Here is a 19,848-nt window from a genome sequence, read left to right on the forward strand (position 1 = left end):
CGCCTTCACGAGCCCGAACCGAAACCGCTCTCCTCAAGACTTCGGCTTGAACGAACCGGTCAGTGTCTTCCAGGTGTCCTTACGGAGATCGCTGTCCCAACCATCGGCCTTCGCGGTGTACATGAGCGCGTACCCGCTCCGGTCGTTCACGACGAACCCGCGGTCGATGGTGCGGTACTTCGTCCCGCCCTCGGTGTAGGTGAATTCCCAGTCGGCCGTGTTCCAGCCCCGGTAGTCCACCTGCTCTATGCGGATGCGCTCGTACTGCGAGCGCTGCATGTACCGCTCCTGGCTCTTCCAGTCCGCCACCGGGTCGTCCTTGGGCGTGCTAGTCCAGGCGATGAGCAGCTTCTGCCCGTCGGGCCCGGTGAACCGGTCCCCCGCCGAACCCGAGGACTGGAACTTCCACCCCTTCGGCAGCCCGATGGAGTACCCCTGGCCGCCCTTGTGGGTGGAGGCGGCCCCGCTGTCGCCGCCGGAGCCCGCCTCGGCGCCGCTCCCACCGGTCGCGCTCGCCTCGGCACTCGGCGTCTTCTCAGCCCCCGACCCGGACCCGGAGCCGCCGGTCGCGGACTTCGAACCGCCCGTACGGGTCCCGCCGTCGTCGTCCTTCTTGGTGTCGGAGCTCGCGCTGGACTTGGCCGACGGCTTGTCCCCGCCACCGCCCGACGCGTCCGTCGAGCCATCGCCGCCGTTGAGCGCGATCGCCAGCACCACGCCGAGCACGGCGAGCGCCACGACCACCGCGATGATCACCAGCGTCCGCTTCGGCACCACATCGGTCAGCGGCGCCCTCGGCACCGGCCGCGCGGGCAGATCCGGCGGCGGCATCACGGGCCATCCCGAACTGCGCCCCCCGCTCTGCCCGTTCGCCCCGGCCGCATCCCGTTCACCTGCACCGGTGCCGCTACCGGTACCGGCGCCTGCCGCACTCCCGGCCCCGCCCGTCGCCGCGGCCGACCCGGCCGCTCCGGCGCCGGACTCGGAACCGTCCTTCTCACTCCCGGACTTGGTACTCCCGGCGGCCGCCCCGGCCGCCCCCGCACCCACAGCGGCCTTCCGCACGGAACGCAGCGCCCCGCGCAACCGCTCCCCGGCCTCCTCGCCCCGCTTGGCCCCGGACCCGGAACCGGAACGGCCCTTCTCGGCACGCGCCCCGGGCTGCGGCGGCAACGGCACGACCTTCGTCGCGTCCAGCGGCTCCGGCTCGGACTTGCGCTCGGGTGCGTGGATGACGGCGTTGAGCATCGCCCGCGCGCCGGCGTCGTCGAGCCGCTTCTCGGGGTCCTTGGTGAGCAGGCCGTAGATGACGTCCCTCAGGGGCCCCGCGTTCTTCGGCTCCTCCATCGGCTCGGTCATCACCGCGGTGAGTGTGGCGATGGCGGAGCCCTTGTCGTACGGCGGCACACCCTCGACCGACGCGTACAACAACCCGCCCAGCGACCACAGGTCGGCCGCCGGTCCCGGCTTGTGCCCGCGGGCCCGCTCCGGGGAGATGTAGGAGGGCGCTCCGACGAGCATGCCGGTCGAGGTGATGGACGGGTCGCCCTCGACCTGGGCGATACCGAAGTCGGTGAGCACGACCCGGTCGGTGTCGGACTCCAGCAGGACGTTCGACGGCTTCACGTCGCGGTGCAGGATGCCCTCGCGGTGCGCGGACCGCAGCACGTCGAGCACGGCCAGGCCCACCTCGGCAGCCCGCTTGGGCTCCAGCAGGCCGTCCTCCCGGATGACCTCGGCGAGCGACTTGCCCTCGACGAGCTCCATCACGATCCACGGCCGGTCGTCCTCGTCGACCACGTCGAACACCGTCACCGCGCTGTTGTTGCGGATCCGCGCGATCGCCTTGGCCTCCCGCAGGGTGCGCGTGATCAGCCGCCGCTTCTCCTCCTCGTCGATGTTCGAGGGGAACCGCAGCTCCTTGACGGCGACGGTTCTCCCCAGCGTCTCGTCGACGGCACGCCACACCGTGCCCATGCCGCCCCGGCCGAGGACCGCGCCCAGCCGGTACCGCCCCGCGAGGAGACGCTCACGGTCGTCCTGACGAGTGTCCTGACGAGATGACCCCGCCCGCTCCGCCTCCGACATGCGTCCCCTCATACAACCCGCCCTGACAGAGCCTCCATTGTCTCTCACCCGACAAGTGCCCAGCGCCCAGGGTGCCTCTCGCACCGCCATCCGGCCGCATGGCGCGAACGTGCCGGTCCCGATTCACCCGAGGCCCGGCGGAATGGCCCGTTCCGCCACCCGGCATGATGAGCCGGGAGAGGCGAGGAGAAGGGAGGAACCCCCATGGCACGACAGGCGATATCCGTGCTGCGGAGGCTCCCGGTCGTCCCCGTGCTCCTGACCCTTCTCGCCCTGTCGGCCCCAGTCCTCCTCGGCGTCTCCCCCACCGGCACGTCGGTTCTCACCGCCTCCTCCACGTCCGGGCCCCCGGCGACGAACGCTCTCCTCGCGCGGCTGGTCACCCGGGGCAAGGCCCCCGCCGCGGCCCTGCTGGCCCGCGAGAACGGCGGCTTCCGCTATGTCCGCGCCGGCCAGGGCATCGCCCGCACCGACCACTTCCGCGCCGGCAGCATGACGAAGACGTTCATCGCGACGGTCGTCCTGCAACTGGCCGCCGAGCGACGGCTGTCCCTGGCCGACACCGTGGAGCGGCATCTGCCCGGCCTCGTGCGCGGGGCGGGCAACGACGGGCGCGCGCTGACCCTTCGTTCCCTGCTGACCCACACCAGCGGCCTGTACGACTTCACCGCCGCGACCAGGGGTACCGTCCCCTTCACCGCGCTTCAGGCTGTCCGTACGGCACTCACCCACCCTCCTGCCGATCCCGGCGGCTTCTCGTACTCCAACACCAACTACGTGCTGCTCGGCCTGGTCATAGAGCGGGTCACCAGCCGCTCCTACGCCGCCGAGGCCGAGCGGCGCATCGTCGCTCCGCTGGGTCTGACCGGCACCTCCTTCCCTGGCTCCCGCACTTCTCTTCCCGCCCCGCACGGCCGCGCCTACGCCGCCGACGGGACCGATGTCACCGAACTCGATCCACGGGTGGCGGGCGCAGCCGGCGAGCTGGTGACCACGCTCGCCGACCTCGACCGCTTCTACGCCGCGCTGCTCGGTGGCCGGCTGCTGCCCCCGCGCCTGCTGCGCGAGATGCTCGACACCCGTGCCGCACACGGCTCGTACGGCATGGGGCTCTTCCCCGTGAAACTGCGCTGCGGCACCGTCGTGTGGGGGCACAACGGGCGCATATCCGGCAGCTACGTGCGCTCCGCGGCCACCGTCGGCGGTCGTCGGGTCCTGACCTTCCGGGTGAACACGACGGCGATCGCAGATCCCGGTCTCGAACCCCGGCTGCTCGCGGCCGAGTTCTGCCCTCGCACCAAGTAGAACGGCCGGCATTCGAGCGGAGATCCCGGTCCCGGTCGCCCATTCGGGTGACGTTCCCTCACCACGCGGGCCTAGAGCGGCACGATGTCCGGCGCCCCCAGCCGCGCCGCGTCCGCCGTGAGGTCGTCCGGCTGGCGCTGCGACTCGCGCTCGGCCTCCACGCGCTTCTGGTAGTGCTCGATCTCGCGCTCGATTTGGTCCTTGTCCCAGCCCAGCACCCGCGCCATCAGCTCGGCCGCCTCGCGGGCGGACCGCGTGCCCCGGTCGAAGGTCTCGATGGAGATGCGCGTGCGCCGGGTCAGCACGTCGTCCAGATGGCGCGCCCCCTCGTGCGAGGCGGCGTACACGATCTCGGCGCGCAGATAGTCGTCGGCCGACTGCAGGGGCTTGCCCAGCGAGGAGTCCGCGGCGATGAGTTCGAGAATCTCCTCCGCGAGCGACCCGAACCGGTTCAACAGGTGCTCCACGCGCACCACATGAATGCCCGTGCGCGCCGCGATCCGCGCACGGGCGTTCCACAGTGCGCGATAGCCCTCCGCGCCCAGCAGCGGGATGTCCTCCGTCACGCACTCGGCGACCCGCATGTCGAGCCCGTGCACCGCCGCGTCCACCGCGTCCTTGGCCATCACCCGGTACGTCGTGTACTTGCCGCCCGCCACGACGACGAGTCCGGGCACCGGGTGCGCCACGGTGTGCTCGCGCGAGAGCTTGCTGGTGGCGTCCGACTCACCGGCGAGCAGGGGTCGCAGTCCCGCGTACACACCCTCCACGTCGTCCCTGGTGAGCGGTACCGCGAGCACCGAGTTCACGTGCTCCAGCAGGTAGTCGATGTCCGCGCTGGACGCGGCCGGGTGGGCCTTGTCGAGGTCCCAGTCGGTGTCGGTGGTGCCGACGATCCAGTGCCGGCCCCAGGGGATGACGAACAGCACCGACTTCTCGGTGCGCAGGATCAGCCCCGTGGAGGAGTGGATGCGGTCCTTGGGCACGACGAGGTGGATGCCCTTGGAGGCGCGTACGTGGAACTGGCCGCGCTCCCCCACCATCGACTGGGTGTCGTCGGTCCACACCCCGGTCGCGTTCACCACCTGCTTGGCGCGGACCTCGTACTCCCCGCCCCCCTCGACGTCCTGCACCCGGGCCCCGACGACCCGCTCGCCCTCGCGCAGGAACGCGGTCACCCGCGCGCGGTTGGCGACCTTCGCGCCGTAGGCCGCCGCCGTACGCACCAGGGTGGCGACATAGCGGGCGTCGTCCATCTGCGCGTCGTAGTACTGCAGCGCACCGACCAGTGCGTCCTTCTTGAGGGCCGGGGCGATGCGCAGGGCGTGACGGCGGCTGAGATGGCGGTGCAGGGGCAGGCCCCGTCCATGGCCACGGGCCATCGACATCGCGTCGTAGAGCGCGACGCCCGCACCGGCGTACGGCCGCTCCCAGCCCTTGTGCCGCAGCGGGTACAGGAACGGCACCGGCTTCACCAGATGCGGTGCGATCCGCTCCAGCAGCAGCCCCCGCTCCTTGAGGGCCTCCCTGACCAGCACGAAGTCGAGCATCTCCAGATAGCGCAGGCCGCCGTGGATCAGCTTGCTGGACCTGCTGGAGGTGCCCGACGCCCAGTCGCGGGCCTCGACCAGGCCGGTGGACAGGCCGCGGGTCACCGCGTCGAGTGCGGTGCCCGCGCCCACGACGCCACCGCCCACGACCAGTACGTCCAGCTCGCGCTCGGCCATGGCCGCCAGTGACTCGGCGCGCTCCGCCGGCCCCAGTGTCGCTGTCCTCACCGCTGCCTCCCGCTCATCGGTCGCGTAGGCCGCACCCGTCGGGCGAAGCCCGCCTCGTACCCCCATGCCCAAAATTCTGACCGGGTTGCCCGACTTCAGCCACCACGTACCCCCAGCCTGTGGACAACACTCCCGGAAACGCGATCATTCAATGCAGCAAATCGGTCATATTTACTCCTAGTCTGACATTGCGCTCCCTCGTCCTGTCCACAGGGGTTGCGCACCTGCCCCACGTCGGTTATCGGGAAGGACGGCCCACGCCATGCCCGCAGATCTCGCCGTCATCGGACTAGGCCCGTACGGCCTGCCCCTGGCCAAGGCCGCCGTCGCCGCCGGCATCCCCACGCTCGGCTACCGGACCGGGCCCGAGGCCGACTCCCTCAGTCCCGCCGAACTGCGCCGGATGCTCTCGGGGGGTTTCCGGCATGCCACGAACCCCGCCGACCTCGGCCGGGTGCGCACCGCCGTCATCTGCCCGCCCACCCCGCGCGACGCCGACGGCGGGCTCGACCTGAGCCAGCTGAAGGCGGCCGCCGGCACCCTGGCCGCGCAGTTGCGCCAGCACACCACGGTCATCCTGGAGTCGCCCGTACCCCCGGGCACCACCGAGGACGTCCTGCGCCCGCTCCTCGAAGAGGGCTCCGGAATGCGCGCCGGCCGCGACTTCCACCTCGCGTACTCCCCGAGCCGCGTCGACCCAGGCAACCGCCACTTCACGCCCGCGAACACCCCCCAGGTGATCGGCGGCCTCACGCCCGCGTGCACCGAGTCCGCGGCCGCCTTCTACGGCCGTCTCACCGACAAGGTCGTACGCGCGCGTGGCCCGCGCGAGGCCGAGACCGTGCAGGTCCTGGAGACCAACTTCCGGCACGTCAACATCGCCCTCGTCAACGAAATGGCCGTCCTCTGCCACGACTTGGGCGTCGACCTGTGGGACGTCATCCGCTGCGCGGAGAGCAAGCCGTTCGGCTTCCAGGCCTTCCGCCCCGGCCCTGGCGTCGGCGGCCACGCCGTCCCGCAGGACCTCTCCGGCCCCGCCGGCCGCACCCTGCGCATGGTCGAACTGGCCCAGCAGGTCAACAGCCAGATGCCGCGCTACGTCGTCCAGCGCGCCGCCACCCTCCTCAACGAGCACGGCAAGTCCGCGCGCGGCGCCCGCGTCCTCCTGCTCGGCGTCACCTACAAGCCCGACCTCGCCGACCAGCAGTCCACCCCCGCCCAGGAGGTCGCGATCCGGCTGCTGGAGTTCGGCGCCTCCATCAGCTACCACGACCCCTACGTCGCCTCCTGGAACGTCCTGGACCGCCCGGTCCCCCGCGCGGACGCCCTGTACGAGGCCGTCGCGGACGCCGACCTGACGATCCTGCTCCAGCAGCACCGGACGTACGACCTTCAGGGCCTGTCGGTGAAGGCCCAGCTGCTGCTGGACACGCGGGGGGCGGCGCCTACGGGGGCGGCGCATCGGTTGTGAAAGGGGCGCGTCGGGTGCGTGCGCTGCCGGGGTTGGTGGCGTGGGGCATTCCGCGCCGGTACCGTGTGGAACAGGTGGAGCCCACCGCAGTGGTCGCTGCAGCGGGCTCCTGGCTGATTGACGGGTGCCCGCCCCTAGTTCTTGTAGGGGCGGCCGCTCACCAGCCGTAAATCCACAAGATGCACCTCCTCCGGAACTTCACCAGCCGAAGCCAGGTGCGATCCCAGCGGGTGGGCTTGCGGTGACGGCCCATGGGCGCGCCCCCTTCCACGATGCCGCCCATTGACCCGGTAGGCGGTCCGTCTGGAGCTCGGGCCGGGCCCCGAGGGCCGGGGTCCGGAACATCTCCTTGGAAGGGGGCGCCCCAGAGAACGGGACGCCGATCACGGACACTACCGACCCCATTCGCCCGTTCGGCCCGCATTCGCCCCAAACGCAACCACGCGCCCCCTCCCCCACAACACGCCCCCACCCAGCCCCACTTGGGCACGCAAAAGGGCCGGTCACCCCACTCGGGGCGACCGGCCCTTCCCAAACGCCGATGAAGCGGCTACCGCATGTGCTGCGAGTCCGCCACCGTGACCTCAACGCGCTGGAACTCCTTCAGCTCGCTGTACCCGGTCGTGGCCATGGCCCGCCGCAGTGCGCCGAAGAAGTTCATCGAACCGTCGGGGGTGTGCGACGGACCCGTCAGCACCTCCTCGATCGTGCCGACCGTGCCCAGGTCGACCTTCTTGCCGCGCGGCAGATCCTCGTTGACCGCCTCCATGCCCCAGTGGTTCCCCTTGCCCGGGGCGTCCGTGGCGCGGGCCAGCGGGGAGCCCATCATCACGGCGTCGGCGCCGCAGGCGATGGCCTTGGGCAGGTCGCCGGACCAGCCGACTCCGCCGTCGGCGATCACGTGCACGTACCGGCCGCCGGACTCGTCCATGTAGTCACGGCGGGCAGCGGCCACGTCCGCGACCGCCGTGGCCATCGGGACCCGGATGCCGAGGACGTTGCGCGTGGTGTGCGCGGCGCCGCCGCCGAAGCCGACCAGGACACCCGCCGCGCCGGTGCGCATCAGGTGCAGGGCCGCGGTGTACGTGGCACAGCCGCCGACGATCACCGGGACGTCGAGCTCGTAGATGAACTGCTTCAGGTTCAGCGGCTCGTGCGAACCGGAGACGTGCTCCGCCGAGACCGTCGTGCCGCGGATGACGAAGATGTCGACGCCGGCGTCGACGACCGCCTTGGAGAACTGGGCCGTGCGCTGCGGGGAGAGCGCGGCGGCCGTGACCACGCCCGAGTCGCGCACCTCCTTGATGCGCTGCCCGATCAGCTCCTCCTTGATGGGAGCGGCGTAGATCTCCTGGAGGCGGCGCGTCGCGGCCTCGGTGGGCAGCGCGGCGATCTCGTCGAGGAGCGGCTGCGGGTCCTCGTACCGCGTCCACAGGCCTTCGAGGTTCAGCACGCCGAGGCCGCCGAGCTCGCCGATGCGGATCGCGGTGGCCGGGGAGACGACCGAGTCCATGGGGGCGGCCAGGAAGGGCAGCTCGAAGCGGTAGGCGTCGATCTGCCACGCGATCGAGACCTCCTTCGGGTCCCGCGTACGGCGGCTGGGGACGACGGCGATGTCGTCGAAGGCGTACGCCCGGCGGCCGCGCTTGCCGCGCCCGATCTCGATCTCAGTCACGTCTGTGGCCTTTCCCTGATGCGTTCAGCGTCTTCCAGTATCGCCGACGGGCACGACGAGGGCGGCCCCGGATGCTCCCGGAGCCGCCCCATCAGGCGTGCTGCCTACTTACGGCTGTAGTTCGGCGCCTCGACCGTCATCTGGATGTCGTGCGGGTGGCTCTCCTTGAGGCCCGCGGAGGTGATCCGGACGAACCGGCCCTTGGACTCCATCTCGGCGACGGTGGCCGCGCCCACATAGCCCATCGTCTGGCGCAGACCGCCGACGAGCTGGTGCAGGACGTTGGAGAGCGGGCCGCGGTACGGGACCTGGCCCTCGACGCCCTCGGGGACGAGCTTGTCGTCGGAGGCGACCTCGGCCTGGAAGTAGCGGTCCTTCGAGTACGACCGGCCCTGGCCGCGGGACTGCATGGCACCGAGGGAGCCCATGCCGCGGTACGACTTGAACTGCTTGCCGTTGATGAAGAGCAGCTCGCCGGGCGACTCCTCGCAGCCCGCGAGGAGGCTGCCGAGCATCACGGTGTCGGCGCCGGCGGCCAGCGCCTTGCCGATGTCGCCGGAGTACTGCAGACCGCCGTCGCCGATCAGCGGGACACCGGCGGGACGGGCCGCGAGAGAGGCCTCGTAGATGGCGGTGACCTGCGGGACGCCGATGCCGGCGACCACGCGGGTGGTGCAGATGGAGCCGGGGCCGACACCGACCTTGATGCCGTCGACACCCGCGTCGATCAGCGCCTGGGCGCCGTCACGCGTGGCGACGTTGCCGCCGATCACGTCGACGGAGACGGTGGACTTGATCTTCGCCATCCAGCTGAGGGCGTTGCTGTTGTGGCCGTGCGAGGTGTCGACGACCAGGAAGTCCACCCCGGCCTCGGCGAGCGCCTGGGCGCGCTCCAGGGCCTCGGGGCTGGCACCCACGGCGGCGCCGACGAGCAGGCGGCCCTCGGCGTCCTTGGCGGCGTTCGGGTACTTCTCCGCCTTGACGAAGTCCTTGACGGTGATGAGGCCCTTGAGGACACCCGCCTCGTCGACCAGGGGAAGCTTCTCGATCTTGTGGCGGCGCAGCAGCTCCATGGCGTCGACGCCGGAGATGCCGACCTTGCCGGTGACCAGCGGCATCGGGGTCATGACCTCGCGCACCTGACGGGAGCGGTCGCTCTCGAAGGCCATGTCGCGGTTGGTGACGATGCCGAGCAGCTTGCCGGCCGGGTCGGTGACCGGGACGCCGCTGATGCGGAACTTGGCGCACAGCGCGTCCGCCTCGGCGAGCGTGGCCTCCGGGTGCACCGTGATCGGGTCCGTGACCATCCCGGACTCGGACCGCTTCACCAGGTCGACCTGGTTGACCTGGTCCTCGACGGACAGGTTGCGGTGCAGTACGCCGACGCCGCCCAGCCGGGCCATCGCGATCGCCATGCGCGACTCGGTGACCTTGTCCATGGCGGCGGACAGCAGCGGGATGTTCACCCGGACGTTGCGGGAGATTCGGGACGAGGTGTCGACCGCGTTGGGGAGCACCTCGGATGCGCCCGGCAGCAGCAGCACGTCGTCGTAGGTCAGCCCGAGAGTCGCGAATTTGGCGGGCACTCCGTCGACGTTGGCAGTCATGACACCTTCCCCAAATGGCCTTGATCGGTGCGGATGTCCATGCTAACGGGAAGCATGGCCTGCAAATTCCACGGTTGCGGTCGTCCCTGGGCTTCGTATGTTCGTACGGAACCGGGGACGAGCGCGTTCACCGGGGGCGCACTCAAGGGAGCACTACGGGGACCACTACTGCTCGGCCAGCGCGCGCAGCCTGCTCAGCGCCCTGTGCTGCGCCACCCGGACCGCTCCGGGTGACATTCCCAACATCTGTCCCGTCTCCTCGGCCGTCAACCCCACCGCGATCCTCAGCAGCAACAGCTCCCGCTGGTTCTCGGGCAGGTTGGCCAGGAGTTTCTTGGCCCACTCGGCGTCGCTGCTGAGCAGCGCGCGCTCCTCCGGGCCGAGGGAGTCGTCCGGGCGCTCGGGCATCTCGTCCGAGGGGACCGCGGTCGAACCGGGGTGCCGCATCGCCGCCCGCTGCAGGTCGGCGACCTTGTGCGCGGCGATCGCGAAGACGAACGCCTCGAAGGGACGGCCGGTGTCCTTGTAGCGCGGCAGCGCGAGCAGGACGGCGACGCAGACCTCCTGGGCGAGGTCCTCGACGAAGTGCCGGGCGTCGCCCGGGAGGCGGGACAGCCTGGTGCGGCAGTAGCGCAGCGCCAGGGGGTGGACATGCGCGAGCAGATCGTGCGTGGCCTGCTCGTCCCCGTCCACGGCGCGATGGACGAGTGCACCGATCGCCCCTGCGGCGTTGGCCGCCTCGTCGTCGCGCATCGGTCCATGGTGCCTTGCGGCCGTTGCGTCCGTGGCATCGCGCCCGTTGTTGTGCACCGAAGCGTTATGAGCAGGTGCGCCGGAACTCATCCCCTGCGCCCTCCCCTTCCGCTCGACCGACTCGTCCCCGAGAGACTCCACATCTCAAGGATGCGGCATCGGCGCCGAAACGAGCAGCGGGCGCCGACAGCACCTGTTGACAGGCGTCGCAGCCGCGCCCCGGCAGGGGCGCGGAACTGCATCGATTGCGACTACCGCCGCGCGGGCGCGACAAGTCACGAACGGCCCGCGCCGAAGCGACGGCCCGGGAGCCGGGCTCCTTAGCGAACCAGGCCCCACCGGAAGCCGAGCGCCACCGCGTGCGCCCGGTCGGACGCCCCGAGCTTCTTGAACAGTCGCCGGGCGTGCGTCTTCACGGTGTCCTCGGACAGGAACAGCTCGCGGCCGATCTCGGCGTTCGAACGGCCGTGGCTCATGCCCTCCAGCACCTGGATCTCACGCGCGGTGAGCGTCGGCGCCGCACCCATCTCGGCGGACCGCAGCCGGCGCGGGGCCAGCCGCCAGGTCGGATCGGCGAGAGCCTGCGTGACGGTGGCCCGCAACTCCGCTCGCGACGCGTCCTTGTGCAGGTAGCCCCGCGCGCCCGCGGCGACCGCGAGGGCCACGCCGTCCAGGTCCTCGGCGACGGTGAGCATGATGATGCGCGCACCGGGGTCGGCGGACAGCAGCCGCCGCACGGTCTCGACGCCGCCCAGACCGGGCATGCGTACGTCCATCAGGATCAGGTCCGAGCGGTCGGCGCCCCAGCGGCGGAGGACTTCCTCGCCGTTGGCCGCGGTCGTCACGCGCTCCACGCCGGGCACGGTCGCGACCGCGCGGCGCAGCGCCTCTCGGGCAAGCGGGGAGTCGTCGCAGACGAGGACGGATGTCATGGCCGCCCTCCGCAGCTGATGCACGTCACCTTGAGCCTCCAGGCTGGTACGAAATCGTCACCTGTGCGGTCGACCGTCTCGGACGCCTGCCCGAGCCCTTGTTCCTTCAACCGCCTCCGCCCTCTCAACGACGGTCACTCGAAAGAGTTACGGGGGCATGTGCCGTCTTCGGCACTCTACGTGAGGGGACGGACACGGGGCAGACATGCACGACGGACCCACAATGTTTCATCACAACCCATGCCCCATTCAGCCCTTTTTCTTCCCGTTTCACGGCGATTGGGGCTAGATTCGCAATGAGTCATATTTTCATCTCCTTAGATCGTAGATGTACGGTCGTAGACACCGTATCCGCCTAGAACGGCTACAAGGGGTCACGCAATGGCAGATTTCTCCCGCCTTCCCGGACCGAACGCGGACCTGTGGGACTGGCAGCTGCTGGCTGCTTGTCGCGGGGTCGACAGCTCCCTCTTCTTTCATCCGGAGGGTGAGCGCGGTGCGGCTCGGAGCGCTCGAGAGAACTCGGCCAAGGAGGTCTGCATGAGGTGCCCCGTGCGCGCGCAGTGCGCGGCGCACGCGCTGGCGGTGCGTGAGCCGTACGGCGTCTGGGGCGGCTTGACCGAGGACGAGCGCGAAGAGCTCATGGGGCGGGCGCGCAACCGGCTGGTGTCGGCGTCGACGACCAGCGGGGAGGCCGGTCCGCACACCTGAAGGAACGTTTCTTCAACCCAGGGCACGCGGCCTGCGTGCCCTTTTCTTCGACCGGCCTAGCGCCTGGCGGCCCGCGCCAGTTGCTCCAGCGTCGCCGCCACGGCCGGCACCTGCGCCAGGTCGGGCAGGGTGAGCGCGACGATCTCCCGGCGGACGGCCGGCTCCAGCGTCAGCATGCGGACCCCGCGCGGCCGTACCGACTCGACGGCGAGCTGGGGCAGGACGGCGACACCCAGACCGGCGCCCACCAGGCCGACGACGGCCGGGTAGTCGTCGGTGGCGAAGTCGATGCGCGGTGTGAAGCCGGCGCTCTCGCAGACCTCGACGAGCTGTCCCCGGCAGCGCGGGCAGCCGGCGATCCAGGGCTCCGCCGCGAGTTCGCCGATGGCGACGGAGGCGGCGCGGGCGAGCCGGTGCCGGTCCGGTACGAGGCCGACGAGACGGTCCGTCAGCAGGGGACGTACGACGAGGTCCTCCCACTCCCCCTCCTGGGCCGCACCCTCGTAACGGAAGGCGAGCGCCACGTCGCAGTCGCCCTCGCGCAGCAGCTCGACGGATTTCGGCGGCTCGGCCTCCTCCAGGGAGACACGGGTGCCGGGGTGGGCGGCGCGCAGCGCGGCCAGCGCGGTCGGGACGAGGGTGGAGCTGCCGCTGGGGAAGGAGACGAGCCGCACGCGGCCGGCCCGCAGCCCGGCGATGGCGGCGACCTCCTCCTCGGCGGCGGTGAGTCCCGCGAGGATCCCGGCGGCGTGCCGCACGAGCGCCTCCCCGGCCTGGGTCAGCCGCATCTCGCGTCCGGTGCGGACCAGCAGGGGCGTGCCGACGGACGCCTCCAGGGCCTTCATCTGCTGGCTGACGGCGGGCTGGGTGCAGCCCAGTTCGCGCCCCGCGGCGGAGAAGGAGCCGGAGGCGGCGACGGCGCGCAGCACACGGAGATGACGGGCCTCGATCACGGCTCAAGCATAAGCGAGCCTTGGGTATGCCGCCGGATAATGCGTAGACGCTTTGACCGGCGGTCGCCTACCGTGCCGTCATGAAGCTTCTGTCTGTGAACCTGGGCCACCGCACGCACGCGCCGTACACGGACCACCCCGAGGGCGTGACCGGGATCGACAAGCGGCCGGTCGAGGGTCCGGTGCGGGTGGCGGCACCCGGGCCCAAGGGGATCGGGGCGAGCGGCGTGGCCGGGGACGCGGTGTGCAGCACCCGCCACCACGGCGGGAACGACCAGGCCGTGTACGCGGTCGCGCGCGAGGACCTCGACGAGTGGGAGCGCGAGCTGGGACGGCCGCTGACGAACGGCGTCTTCGGCGAGAACCTCACGACCTCCGGCCTCGACGTGTCCGGCGCGCTGATCGGCGAGCGCTGGCGGATCGGGCCGGAGGTGGTGCTGGAGGTCACGAGCGGCCGGATCCCCTGTCGCACCTTCCAGGGTCATGTGGGCGAGAAGCAGTGGGTGAAGCGGTTCACGGCGAAGGGCGCGCCGGGCGCGTATCTGCGGGTGATCGTGCCGGGCGAGATCCGGGCCGGTGACGCGCTGGAGGTCATTCACCGGCCGGGCCACGACGTCACGGTCGCGCTTCAGTTCCGTGCGGTCACGACGGACCGGTCGCTGCTGCCCCGGCTGCTGACGGCGGGCGAGGCACTGCACCCGGAGTCGCTGGAGGCGGCGCACAAGTACGTGGCCCAGCACGGCTCCTGACAGGGCATCACGCCGCCCTCCCGGCGAACTCGCCCCCGGCGACGGGCCACGGGCTCGCGCGGCGCGCGCCTGCGTCCGGACCGCACCGCCCGGGCGGGGCTGTGCGGTAAGCGGATGCACCTGGTCCGGGTCACTAATCTTGGGCCATGACAACGGCATTGATTACGGGATCGACCGCGGGGATCGGCGCCGCCTTCGCGCGCCGGCTGGCCGCCGACGGGCATGACCTCGTCCTGGTGGCCCGGGACACCAAGCGGCTGCGGGAACAGGCGACCGAACTGCACGACCGGCACGGCGTCGAGGCCGAGGTGCTCACCGCCGACCTCGCGCAGGACGCCGGCATCGAGTCGGTCGCCGCCCGCCTCGGCGACCGCAGGAACCCCGTCGACCTGCTGATCAACAACGCCGGATTCGGCAACAAGGGCCGCTACCTCGACGTCACCATGGCCGACGAGCTGAAGATGCTCAAGGTGCACTGCGAGGCCGTGCTGCGCCTGACGTCGGCGGCGGCCGAGGCGATGCGCGAGCGCGGGCGGGGCGGCGTCGTGAACGTCGCGTCCGTGGCGGCGTTCGTACCGCGCGGGACGTACGGCGCGTCCAAGGCGTGGGTCGTGCAGTTCACGCAGGGGGCGGCGCGGGATCTGGCCGGCAGTGGGGTGCGGTTGATGGCGCTGTGCCCGGGGTTCGTGCGGACCGAGTTCCACGAGCGGGCCGGGATGGGCACCGACAACATCCCGGGGTGGATGTGGCTCGACGCGGACAAGCTGGTGGCGGCGGCGCTCGGGGATCTGGCGCGGGGGAAGTCGGTGTCGATCCCGGACGCCCGGTACAAGGTGCTGCTGGGCGCGGCGAAGCTGGTGCCCCGCGGGGTGCTCGGCGGGATCAGCTCGCGGACGGGGCGGAAGTACGGGCCGCAGTAGAGGGCTTCGACAGGCAGGGCCCGGCGCCCACGGGGACAATGGTGCTGTCCAGCCCCACCCAGGGCACCGGGGAGGCGACGGCGCCATGACCTTCGTACAGCTCATCGATTGCAGGACCAGCCGCTTCGACGAGATGAACCGGCTGATGGACAGGTGGGTCGAACAGACCAAGGGAAAGCGGACGGCGACGCACGACGTCATCGGGCGGGACCGGTCCGACACCTCGCACTTCGTCGAGATCGTGGAGTTTCCGTCGTACGAGGAGGCGATGCGCAACTCCGGTCTTCCCGAGACCGATCGGATCTTCCAGGAGATGGTCGCCCTCTGTGACGAGACGCCGACCTTCACGGATCTGGACGTCGTGCGGGACGAGCAGCTGAACGTCCTTGCCGCGCGGGCTTTCTTCACGGACCTGGGCCGGGTCGGGCCGGACGCGCTCACCCAGCACGTCACGGAGGACTACGTCGATCACGATCCGTCCTACCCGCAGCCCGTCCAGGGGATCGAAGCCATGCGGGAGCAGGTCGCGGGGTGGTACGGCGCCTTCGACTTCACGTTCCGGATCGACGACCAGCTGGCCCAGGACGACCGGGTGTGTACTCGGTGGACGTGGACCGCGCGGCACAAGGGGGAGTTCCTCGGGATCCCGGCGACCGGGCAGGACGTGACCATGCAGGGCACGACCTGGCAGCGGTTGCGGGAGGGGAGGATCTGTGAGGGGTGGTGGATGTACGACCGGGCGGGGTTGCTGGAACAGCTGGGGGTACTCGGTCAGTGATACGCCCGCGAAGGGAGAAGCCCCCGCTGCGACCGCAGCGGGGGCTTCTTCGTGGTGCGTGCCTCAGTGGGCGTGGCCGTGCCCGTGGCCACCGGCGGCCGCCGGCTCCTCCTCTTCCTTCTTCTCGACGACCAGGGTCTCGGTCGTCAGGAGGAGGGAGGCGATGGAGGCGGCGTTCTCCAGGGCGGAGCGGGTGACCTTGACCGGGTCGATGACGCCGGCCTTGACCAGGTCGCCGTACTCGCCGGTCGCGGCGTTGTAGCCGTTGCCCTTCTCGAGCTCGGCGACCTTGGAGACGATGACGTAGCCCTCCAGGCCGGCGTTCTCGGCGATCCAGCGCAGCGGCTCGACGGCGGCCTTGCGGACCACGGAGACACCGGTGGCCTCGTCGCCGGTCTTGTCGAGGTTGCCCTCGAGGACCTTGACGGCGTGGACCAGAGCGGAGCCACCACCGGAGACGATGCCCTCCTCGACCGCGGCGCGGGTCGCGGAGATGGCGTCCTCCAGACGGTGCTTCTTCTCCTTCAGCTCCACCTCGGTGGCGGCGCCGACCTTGATCACGCACACGCCGCCGGCCAGCTTCGCGAGGCGCTCCTGGAGCTTCTCGCGGTCCCAGTCGGAGTCGGTGTTCTCGATCTCGGACTTGATCTGGGCGACCCGGCCCTGGACGGCCTCGGACTTGCCGGCGCCGTCGACGATCGTGGTGTCGTCCTTGGTGACCGTGACGCGGCGGGCGGAGCCCAGCACCTCGAGGCCGACCTGGTCGAGCTTGAGGCCGACCTCCTCGGAGATGACCTCGGCGCCGGTCAGCGTCGCCATGTCCTGCAGCATCGCCTTGCGGCGGTCACCGAAGCCGGGGGCCTTGACGGCGACCGCGTTGAAGGTGCCGCGGATCTTGTTGACGACCAGGGTCGACAGGGCCTCGCCCTCGACGTCCTCGGCGATGATCAGCAGCGGCTTGGAGGCACCGGCCTGGATGACCTTCTCCAGCAGCGGCAGCAGATCCTGGATGGAGGAGATCTTGCCCTGGTTGATGAGGATGTAGGGGTCCTCCAGGACGGCCTCCATGCGCTCCTGGTCCGTCACGAAGTACGGCGACAGGTAGCCCTTGTCGAAGGCCATGCCCTCGGTGAAGTCCAGCTCCAGACCGAAGGTGTTGGACTCCTCGACGGTGATGACACCGTCCTTGCCGACCTTGTCCATCGCCTCGGCGATGAGCTCGCCGACCTGCTGGTCCTGGGCGGACAGCGCGGCGACGGCGGCGATGTCGGACTTCTCGTCGATCGGGCGGGCGGTCGCGAGGAGGTCCTCGGAGACGGCGGCCACGGCCGCGTCGATGCCCTTCTTGAGCGCGGCCGGGGAGGCACCCGCGGCGACGTTCTTCAGGCCCTCGCGGACCAGGGCCTGGGCCAGCACGGTGGCGGTGGTCGTACCGTCACCCGCGATGTCGTTGGTCTTGGTCGCCACCTCCTTCACCAGTTGGGCACCGAGGTTCTCGTACGGGTCCTCGACCTCGACCTCACGGGCGATGGTCACACCGTCGTTGGTGATGGTGGGCGCGCCGAACTTCTTGTCGATGACGACGTTGCGGCCCTTGGGGCCGATCGTCACCTTGACCGTGTCGGCCAGCTTGTTGACGCCGCGCTCGAGGGCGCGACGGGCGTCCTCGTCGAACTTCAGGATCTTCGCCATGACAGCGGGAGCCCTCTCGGAATCTGTGGGTTAAAAGACACTGCGCCCCGGGCGCCCGGCTTCTTATGTGGTCGCGGGGGCCAGGGGCGCAGCTGGAAGCAAAATGCTCGAGGTGTCTTACTTCTCGATGACCGCGAGCACGTCGCGGGACGAGAGGACGAGGTACTCCTCGCCGTTGTACTTCACCTCGGTGCCGCCGTACTTGCTGTACAGCACGATGTCGCCGACCTTCACGTCGAGCGGAAGGCGCTCGCCGTTCTCGAAGCGACCCGGGCCCACGGCCAGGATGACGCCCTCCTGGGGCTTCTCCTTGGCGGTGTCCGGGATGACCAGGCCAGAGGCGGTGGTCTGCTCCGCGTCGAGCGGCTGGACCACGATGCGGTCCTCAAGCGGCTTGATGGCAACCTTGGAGCTGGTGGTCGTCACGATCCGACCTCCCCCTTCGGAGATCTCACGGGGTTAACTGTCTGAGGTGGCGACCAGGTGGATCCGTCGTCGCGGGTGCCGGACCTGCCCGTCGCGTTGTTGGCACTCTCCAGTGGGGAGTGCCAGAGCCGAGACTATGACCGCGATTAGCACTCGGTCAAGCGGACTGCTAATTCACGGCGGCGCGGCGTACCTGGGCGGCGTACCGGACGGCCCGCGCTACAGGTAGTCCTCCAGGCGCCCCACCGTCAGCCCCTGCCGCTGGATCTCCCGCAGCAGCCGTGTGGTCCGCTCCCTCAGGCTCAGCCCGGCCGGCTCACCCGAAGGGACGGACACGATGTCGCCGGGGCGCAGGCGCGCCGGCCCCTTCGCGTACGTCAGCTCACCGTCCCCCTCCATCGCCGCCCGCCACAGCACGACCGCCGTCACCCCGCAGTGGGCGGCGGCGCGCAGCGTGGTGGTGTCGTACGTGCCGTAGGGCGGGCGGAAGAGGCGGGGGCGGATGCCGAAGCGGGCGCGGAGCTTGTTCTGCTGGCCGCAGATCTCGGCGCGCTGGCCGGCGTACGGCAGTCCGCGCAGGGCGGCGTGGTCGAGGGTGTGGTTCTGGATCGACGCGCCGACCGACCGCAGGCGCGCGAAGTGGCCGTATCCCGGGCCGACCACGCTGTCGGTGAGGAACATGCTGACCGGCAGCCGCAGCTCGCGGACCATGTCGACGAACCGGGGGTCCTTCTCGGCGCCGTCGTCGTAGGTCAGGAAGACGACCTTGCGGTGGGTGTCGACCCGGTGGACCACGGGCAGCGGGCCCTCGGCCGGCCGCGGCGGTCGCCGGGCGGGCGGGGACGGGGGCGCGGGCAGCGGGGCGCTCAGGCCCCAGTGGCGGTACGGCTCTGTCGTGTGCGTCGGGTTCTTCGCCGACCGTGCCGTCCGGTCGCGGGGGTCGGCCGAACCGGCCGCGCAGCCGGCGAGCAGGGCTGACGCCAGGACCACGGCCGCGAACCCCCGCGCCCCCGGCGCCGGCCTCACAGGTAGTCCTCCAGCCGGGCCACGGCGTACCCCTCGGCCGTCACCTTGTTCAGGAACCGGCGGATCATGTCGGGCATTGTGCCCTTCCAGTCCGCCCGGCCCCGGAAGTGAGTGAGCACGATGTCACCCGGTCGGATCTTCCGGTCCGACTCGCGGTACTCCCAGTGGTCGACGAACACCTCCTCGTTCCACAGCGGGACGTACTCGATGCCGCAGGACTTCGCGGCGCGCAGGGTGCCGCGGTCGTAGTTGCCGAAGGGCGGGCGGAAGAGCACCGGGCGCTTGCCGTAGCGCTCCTCGAGGACCTCCTGCATGCCGCAGATCTCGTGCCGCTGGCGGCGGTAGGAGAGGGCGGGCAGGTAGGGGTGGTGGAGGGTGTGGTTGTTCAGCGTGACGCCCTCGCGCTGCATCCGCCGGAAGTAGCCGTAGTCGTCCTCGATCAGGTAGTCGCTGAGGAAGGCGGTGTACGGCACCCGCAGATCGCTCATCATCCGCAGGAACACCGGGTCCTTCTCGGCGCCGTCGTCGATGGTGAGGAAGACGACCCGCCGGCTGGTCGGAACGGTCGTGAAGACGGGTGGCAGGCCGAGCTCCTCGTGTCCGGCGACCTCGAAGCCGTCACGGGTGGTGATCCTCGGCTTGGTGACCGGGGGCGGCGGGGGTGTGAGCGGGACCCGGTCCAGCCGCCAGCGCCGGGCGGCGGCGAGGCGGGCGGCGTGGGACTGGAACTTCTTGGGGTGCGCGCGCGAGTGCGGGGGCGCGGCGGTGACCGGTGGCGGCGCCTTGAGCGGCCCGCGGGACGGCGTGGGGCCCGCCGACCCGGCGACGCCGGCCCCGGTCCCGCCGGGCTGCGTACAGCCGGAGGCGACGGCGGCCACGGCGAGCAGGGCGATGAGGCCACGGACACGCACACGACGACTTTTGTCATTTTGTACTACTAGTCGCATGGAGCCGGATCTTGGCAGGCACCCGCCCCGAACCGGA

Annotated in this window: 17 protein-coding genes; 6 read left to right on the forward strand and 11 right to left on the reverse strand. The window is 70.8% G+C overall.

From position 1 onward, the window contains the following. Positions 1-33 precede the first annotated feature (33 nt). The gene (locus tag ACIRD7_RS27485) at positions 34-2,088 is read right to left on the reverse strand and encodes a serine/threonine-protein kinase (RefSeq protein WP_403457765.1); all 2,055 of its coding nucleotides are present in this window, start codon (positions 2,086-2,088) and stop codon (positions 34-36) included. Between the two features lie 204 nt (positions 2,089-2,292). On the opposite strand from ACIRD7_RS27485, the gene ACIRD7_RS27490 reads away from it, so the two are divergent. Next, entirely contained in the window at positions 2,293-3,393 is a 1,101-nt protein-coding gene (locus ACIRD7_RS27490) for a serine hydrolase domain-containing protein (protein WP_403457767.1), read from the forward strand. A 71-nt stretch (positions 3,394-3,464) separates the two neighbouring features. Here the strand turns inward: ACIRD7_RS27490 and ACIRD7_RS27495 are convergent, their stop codons facing one another. Further along, positions 3,465-5,171, reverse strand: coding sequence for a glycerol-3-phosphate dehydrogenase/oxidase (locus ACIRD7_RS27495; RefSeq protein WP_403457769.1), 1,707 nt, complete (start codon positions 5,169-5,171; stop codon positions 3,465-3,467). Positions 5,172-5,433: 262 nt separating this feature from the next. On the opposite strand from ACIRD7_RS27495, the gene ACIRD7_RS27500 reads away from it, so the two are divergent. Then, positions 5,434-6,642, forward strand: coding sequence for a nucleotide sugar dehydrogenase (locus ACIRD7_RS27500; protein WP_403457772.1), 1,209 nt, complete (start codon positions 5,434-5,436; stop codon positions 6,640-6,642). A 550-nt stretch (positions 6,643-7,192) separates the two neighbouring features. Here the strand turns inward: ACIRD7_RS27500 and ACIRD7_RS27505 are convergent. From ACIRD7_RS27505 to ACIRD7_RS27520, 4 genes are all read right to left on the reverse strand, one after another. After that, a complete protein-coding gene (locus ACIRD7_RS27505; protein ID WP_345015665.1) occupies positions 7,193-8,317 on the reverse strand; it encodes a GuaB3 family IMP dehydrogenase-related protein in 1,125 nt (374 codons plus the stop codon). A gap of 104 nt (positions 8,318-8,421) precedes the next feature. Continuing rightward, the gene (gene guaB, locus ACIRD7_RS27510; protein ID WP_403457773.1) at positions 8,422-9,924 is read right to left on the reverse strand and encodes an IMP dehydrogenase; all 1,503 of its coding nucleotides are present in this window, start codon (positions 9,922-9,924) and stop codon (positions 8,422-8,424) included. Positions 9,925-10,089: 165 nt separating this feature from the next. After that, positions 10,090-10,677 (reverse strand): sigma-70 family RNA polymerase sigma factor, encoded by a 588-nt coding sequence (locus tag ACIRD7_RS27515; RefSeq protein WP_115906402.1) that lies wholly within the window; start codon positions 10,675-10,677, stop codon positions 10,090-10,092. A gap of 320 nt (positions 10,678-10,997) precedes the next feature. Further along, positions 10,998-11,609, reverse strand: coding sequence for a response regulator transcription factor (locus tag ACIRD7_RS27520; RefSeq protein ID WP_003948568.1), 612 nt, complete (start codon positions 11,607-11,609; stop codon positions 10,998-11,000). Positions 11,610-11,990: 381 nt separating this feature from the next. Here ACIRD7_RS27520 and ACIRD7_RS27525 point away from each other — a divergent pair, with 381 nt between their 5' ends. Further along, positions 11,991-12,320 (forward strand): WhiB family transcriptional regulator, encoded by a 330-nt coding sequence (locus tag ACIRD7_RS27525; protein WP_370263259.1) that lies wholly within the window; start codon positions 11,991-11,993, stop codon positions 12,318-12,320. A 56-nt stretch (positions 12,321-12,376) separates the two neighbouring features. Here ACIRD7_RS27525 and ACIRD7_RS27530 read toward each other — a convergent pair whose 3' ends face one another. Then, on the reverse strand, positions 12,377-13,273 hold the full coding sequence (locus ACIRD7_RS27530; RefSeq protein WP_403457774.1) for a LysR family transcriptional regulator: 897 nt from the start codon (positions 13,271-13,273) through the stop codon (positions 12,377-12,379). Positions 13,274-13,353: 80 nt separating this feature from the next. Between ACIRD7_RS27530 and ACIRD7_RS27535 the strand changes: the two genes are divergently transcribed. The 3 genes from ACIRD7_RS27535 (at position 13,354) to ACIRD7_RS27545 (ending at position 15,720) form a co-directional block, all read left to right on the forward strand. Next, on the forward strand, positions 13,354-14,022 hold the full coding sequence (locus tag ACIRD7_RS27535; RefSeq protein WP_403457777.1) for an MOSC domain-containing protein: 669 nt from the start codon (positions 13,354-13,356) through the stop codon (positions 14,020-14,022). 146 nt (positions 14,023-14,168) lie between these two features. Next, positions 14,169-14,942, forward strand: coding sequence for an SDR family NAD(P)-dependent oxidoreductase (locus ACIRD7_RS27540; RefSeq protein ID WP_403457779.1), 774 nt, complete (start codon positions 14,169-14,171; stop codon positions 14,940-14,942). A gap of 85 nt (positions 14,943-15,027) precedes the next feature. Next, positions 15,028-15,720, forward strand: coding sequence for an ester cyclase (locus ACIRD7_RS27545; RefSeq protein WP_403457780.1), 693 nt, complete (start codon positions 15,028-15,030; stop codon positions 15,718-15,720). Between the two features lie 63 nt (positions 15,721-15,783). On the opposite strand, the gene groL is transcribed toward ACIRD7_RS27545, so the two are convergent. The 4 genes from groL to ACIRD7_RS27565 all read right to left on the reverse strand — a co-directional run bounded on the left by groL (position 15,784) and on the right by ACIRD7_RS27565 (position 19,811). Continuing rightward, entirely contained in the window at positions 15,784-17,412 is a 1,629-nt protein-coding gene (gene groL / locus ACIRD7_RS27550; RefSeq protein ID WP_403457782.1) for a chaperonin GroEL, read from the reverse strand. A gap of 117 nt (positions 17,413-17,529) precedes the next feature. Next, positions 17,530-17,838 (reverse strand): co-chaperone GroES, encoded by a 309-nt coding sequence (gene groES / locus ACIRD7_RS27555; protein ID WP_013001368.1) that lies wholly within the window; start codon positions 17,836-17,838, stop codon positions 17,530-17,532. Positions 17,839-18,057: 219 nt separating this feature from the next. After that, the gene (locus ACIRD7_RS27560; RefSeq protein WP_403457783.1) at positions 18,058-18,864 is read right to left on the reverse strand and encodes a polysaccharide deacetylase family protein; all 807 of its coding nucleotides are present in this window, start codon (positions 18,862-18,864) and stop codon (positions 18,058-18,060) included. Further along, positions 18,861-19,811, reverse strand: a complete 951-nt coding sequence (locus tag ACIRD7_RS27565) for a polysaccharide deacetylase family protein (RefSeq protein WP_403457784.1) — start codon at positions 19,809-19,811, stop codon at positions 18,861-18,863. The genes ACIRD7_RS27560 and ACIRD7_RS27565 overlap by 4 nt, the downstream gene beginning before the upstream one ends. Positions 19,812-19,848 lie beyond the last annotated feature (37 nt).

The organism is Streptomyces sp. NPDC093568 (assembly GCF_044764945.1).
Classification (GTDB): domain Bacteria; phylum Actinomycetota; class Actinomycetes; order Streptomycetales; family Streptomycetaceae; genus Streptomyces.

Excerpts from the sequence above, each read along its gene's own strand:
- guaB (WP_403457773.1), bottom strand. The coding sequence starts at position 9,924 with ATGACTGCCAACGTCGACGGAGTGCCCGCCAAATTCGCGACTCTCGGG.
- ACIRD7_RS27500 (WP_403457772.1), top strand. The coding sequence starts at position 5,434 with ATGCCCGCAGATCTCGCCGTCATCGGACTAGGCCCGTACGGCCTGCCC.
- ACIRD7_RS27540 (WP_403457779.1), top strand. The coding sequence starts at position 14,169 with ATGACAACGGCATTGATTACGGGATCGACCGCGGGGATCGGCGCCGCC.
- ACIRD7_RS27565 (WP_403457784.1), bottom strand. The coding sequence starts at position 19,811 with ATGCGACTAGTAGTACAAAATGACAAAAGTCGTCGTGTGCGTGTCCGT.
- ACIRD7_RS27520 (WP_003948568.1), bottom strand. The coding sequence starts at position 11,609 with ATGACATCCGTCCTCGTCTGCGACGACTCCCCGCTTGCCCGAGAGGCG.
- ACIRD7_RS27525 (WP_370263259.1), top strand. The coding sequence starts at position 11,991 with ATGGCAGATTTCTCCCGCCTTCCCGGACCGAACGCGGACCTGTGGGAC.
- ACIRD7_RS27490 (WP_403457767.1), top strand. The coding sequence starts at position 2,293 with ATGGCACGACAGGCGATATCCGTGCTGCGGAGGCTCCCGGTCGTCCCC.
- ACIRD7_RS27485 (WP_403457765.1), bottom strand. The coding sequence starts at position 2,088 with ATGTCGGAGGCGGAGCGGGCGGGGTCATCTCGTCAGGACACTCGTCAG.
- ACIRD7_RS27515 (WP_115906402.1), bottom strand. The coding sequence starts at position 10,677 with ATGCGCGACGACGAGGCGGCCAACGCCGCAGGGGCGATCGGTGCACTC.
- ACIRD7_RS27535 (WP_403457777.1), top strand. The coding sequence starts at position 13,354 with ATGAAGCTTCTGTCTGTGAACCTGGGCCACCGCACGCACGCGCCGTAC.
- ACIRD7_RS27545 (WP_403457780.1), top strand. The coding sequence starts at position 15,028 with ATGACCTTCGTACAGCTCATCGATTGCAGGACCAGCCGCTTCGACGAG.
- groL (WP_403457782.1), bottom strand. The coding sequence starts at position 17,412 with ATGGCGAAGATCCTGAAGTTCGACGAGGACGCCCGTCGCGCCCTCGAG.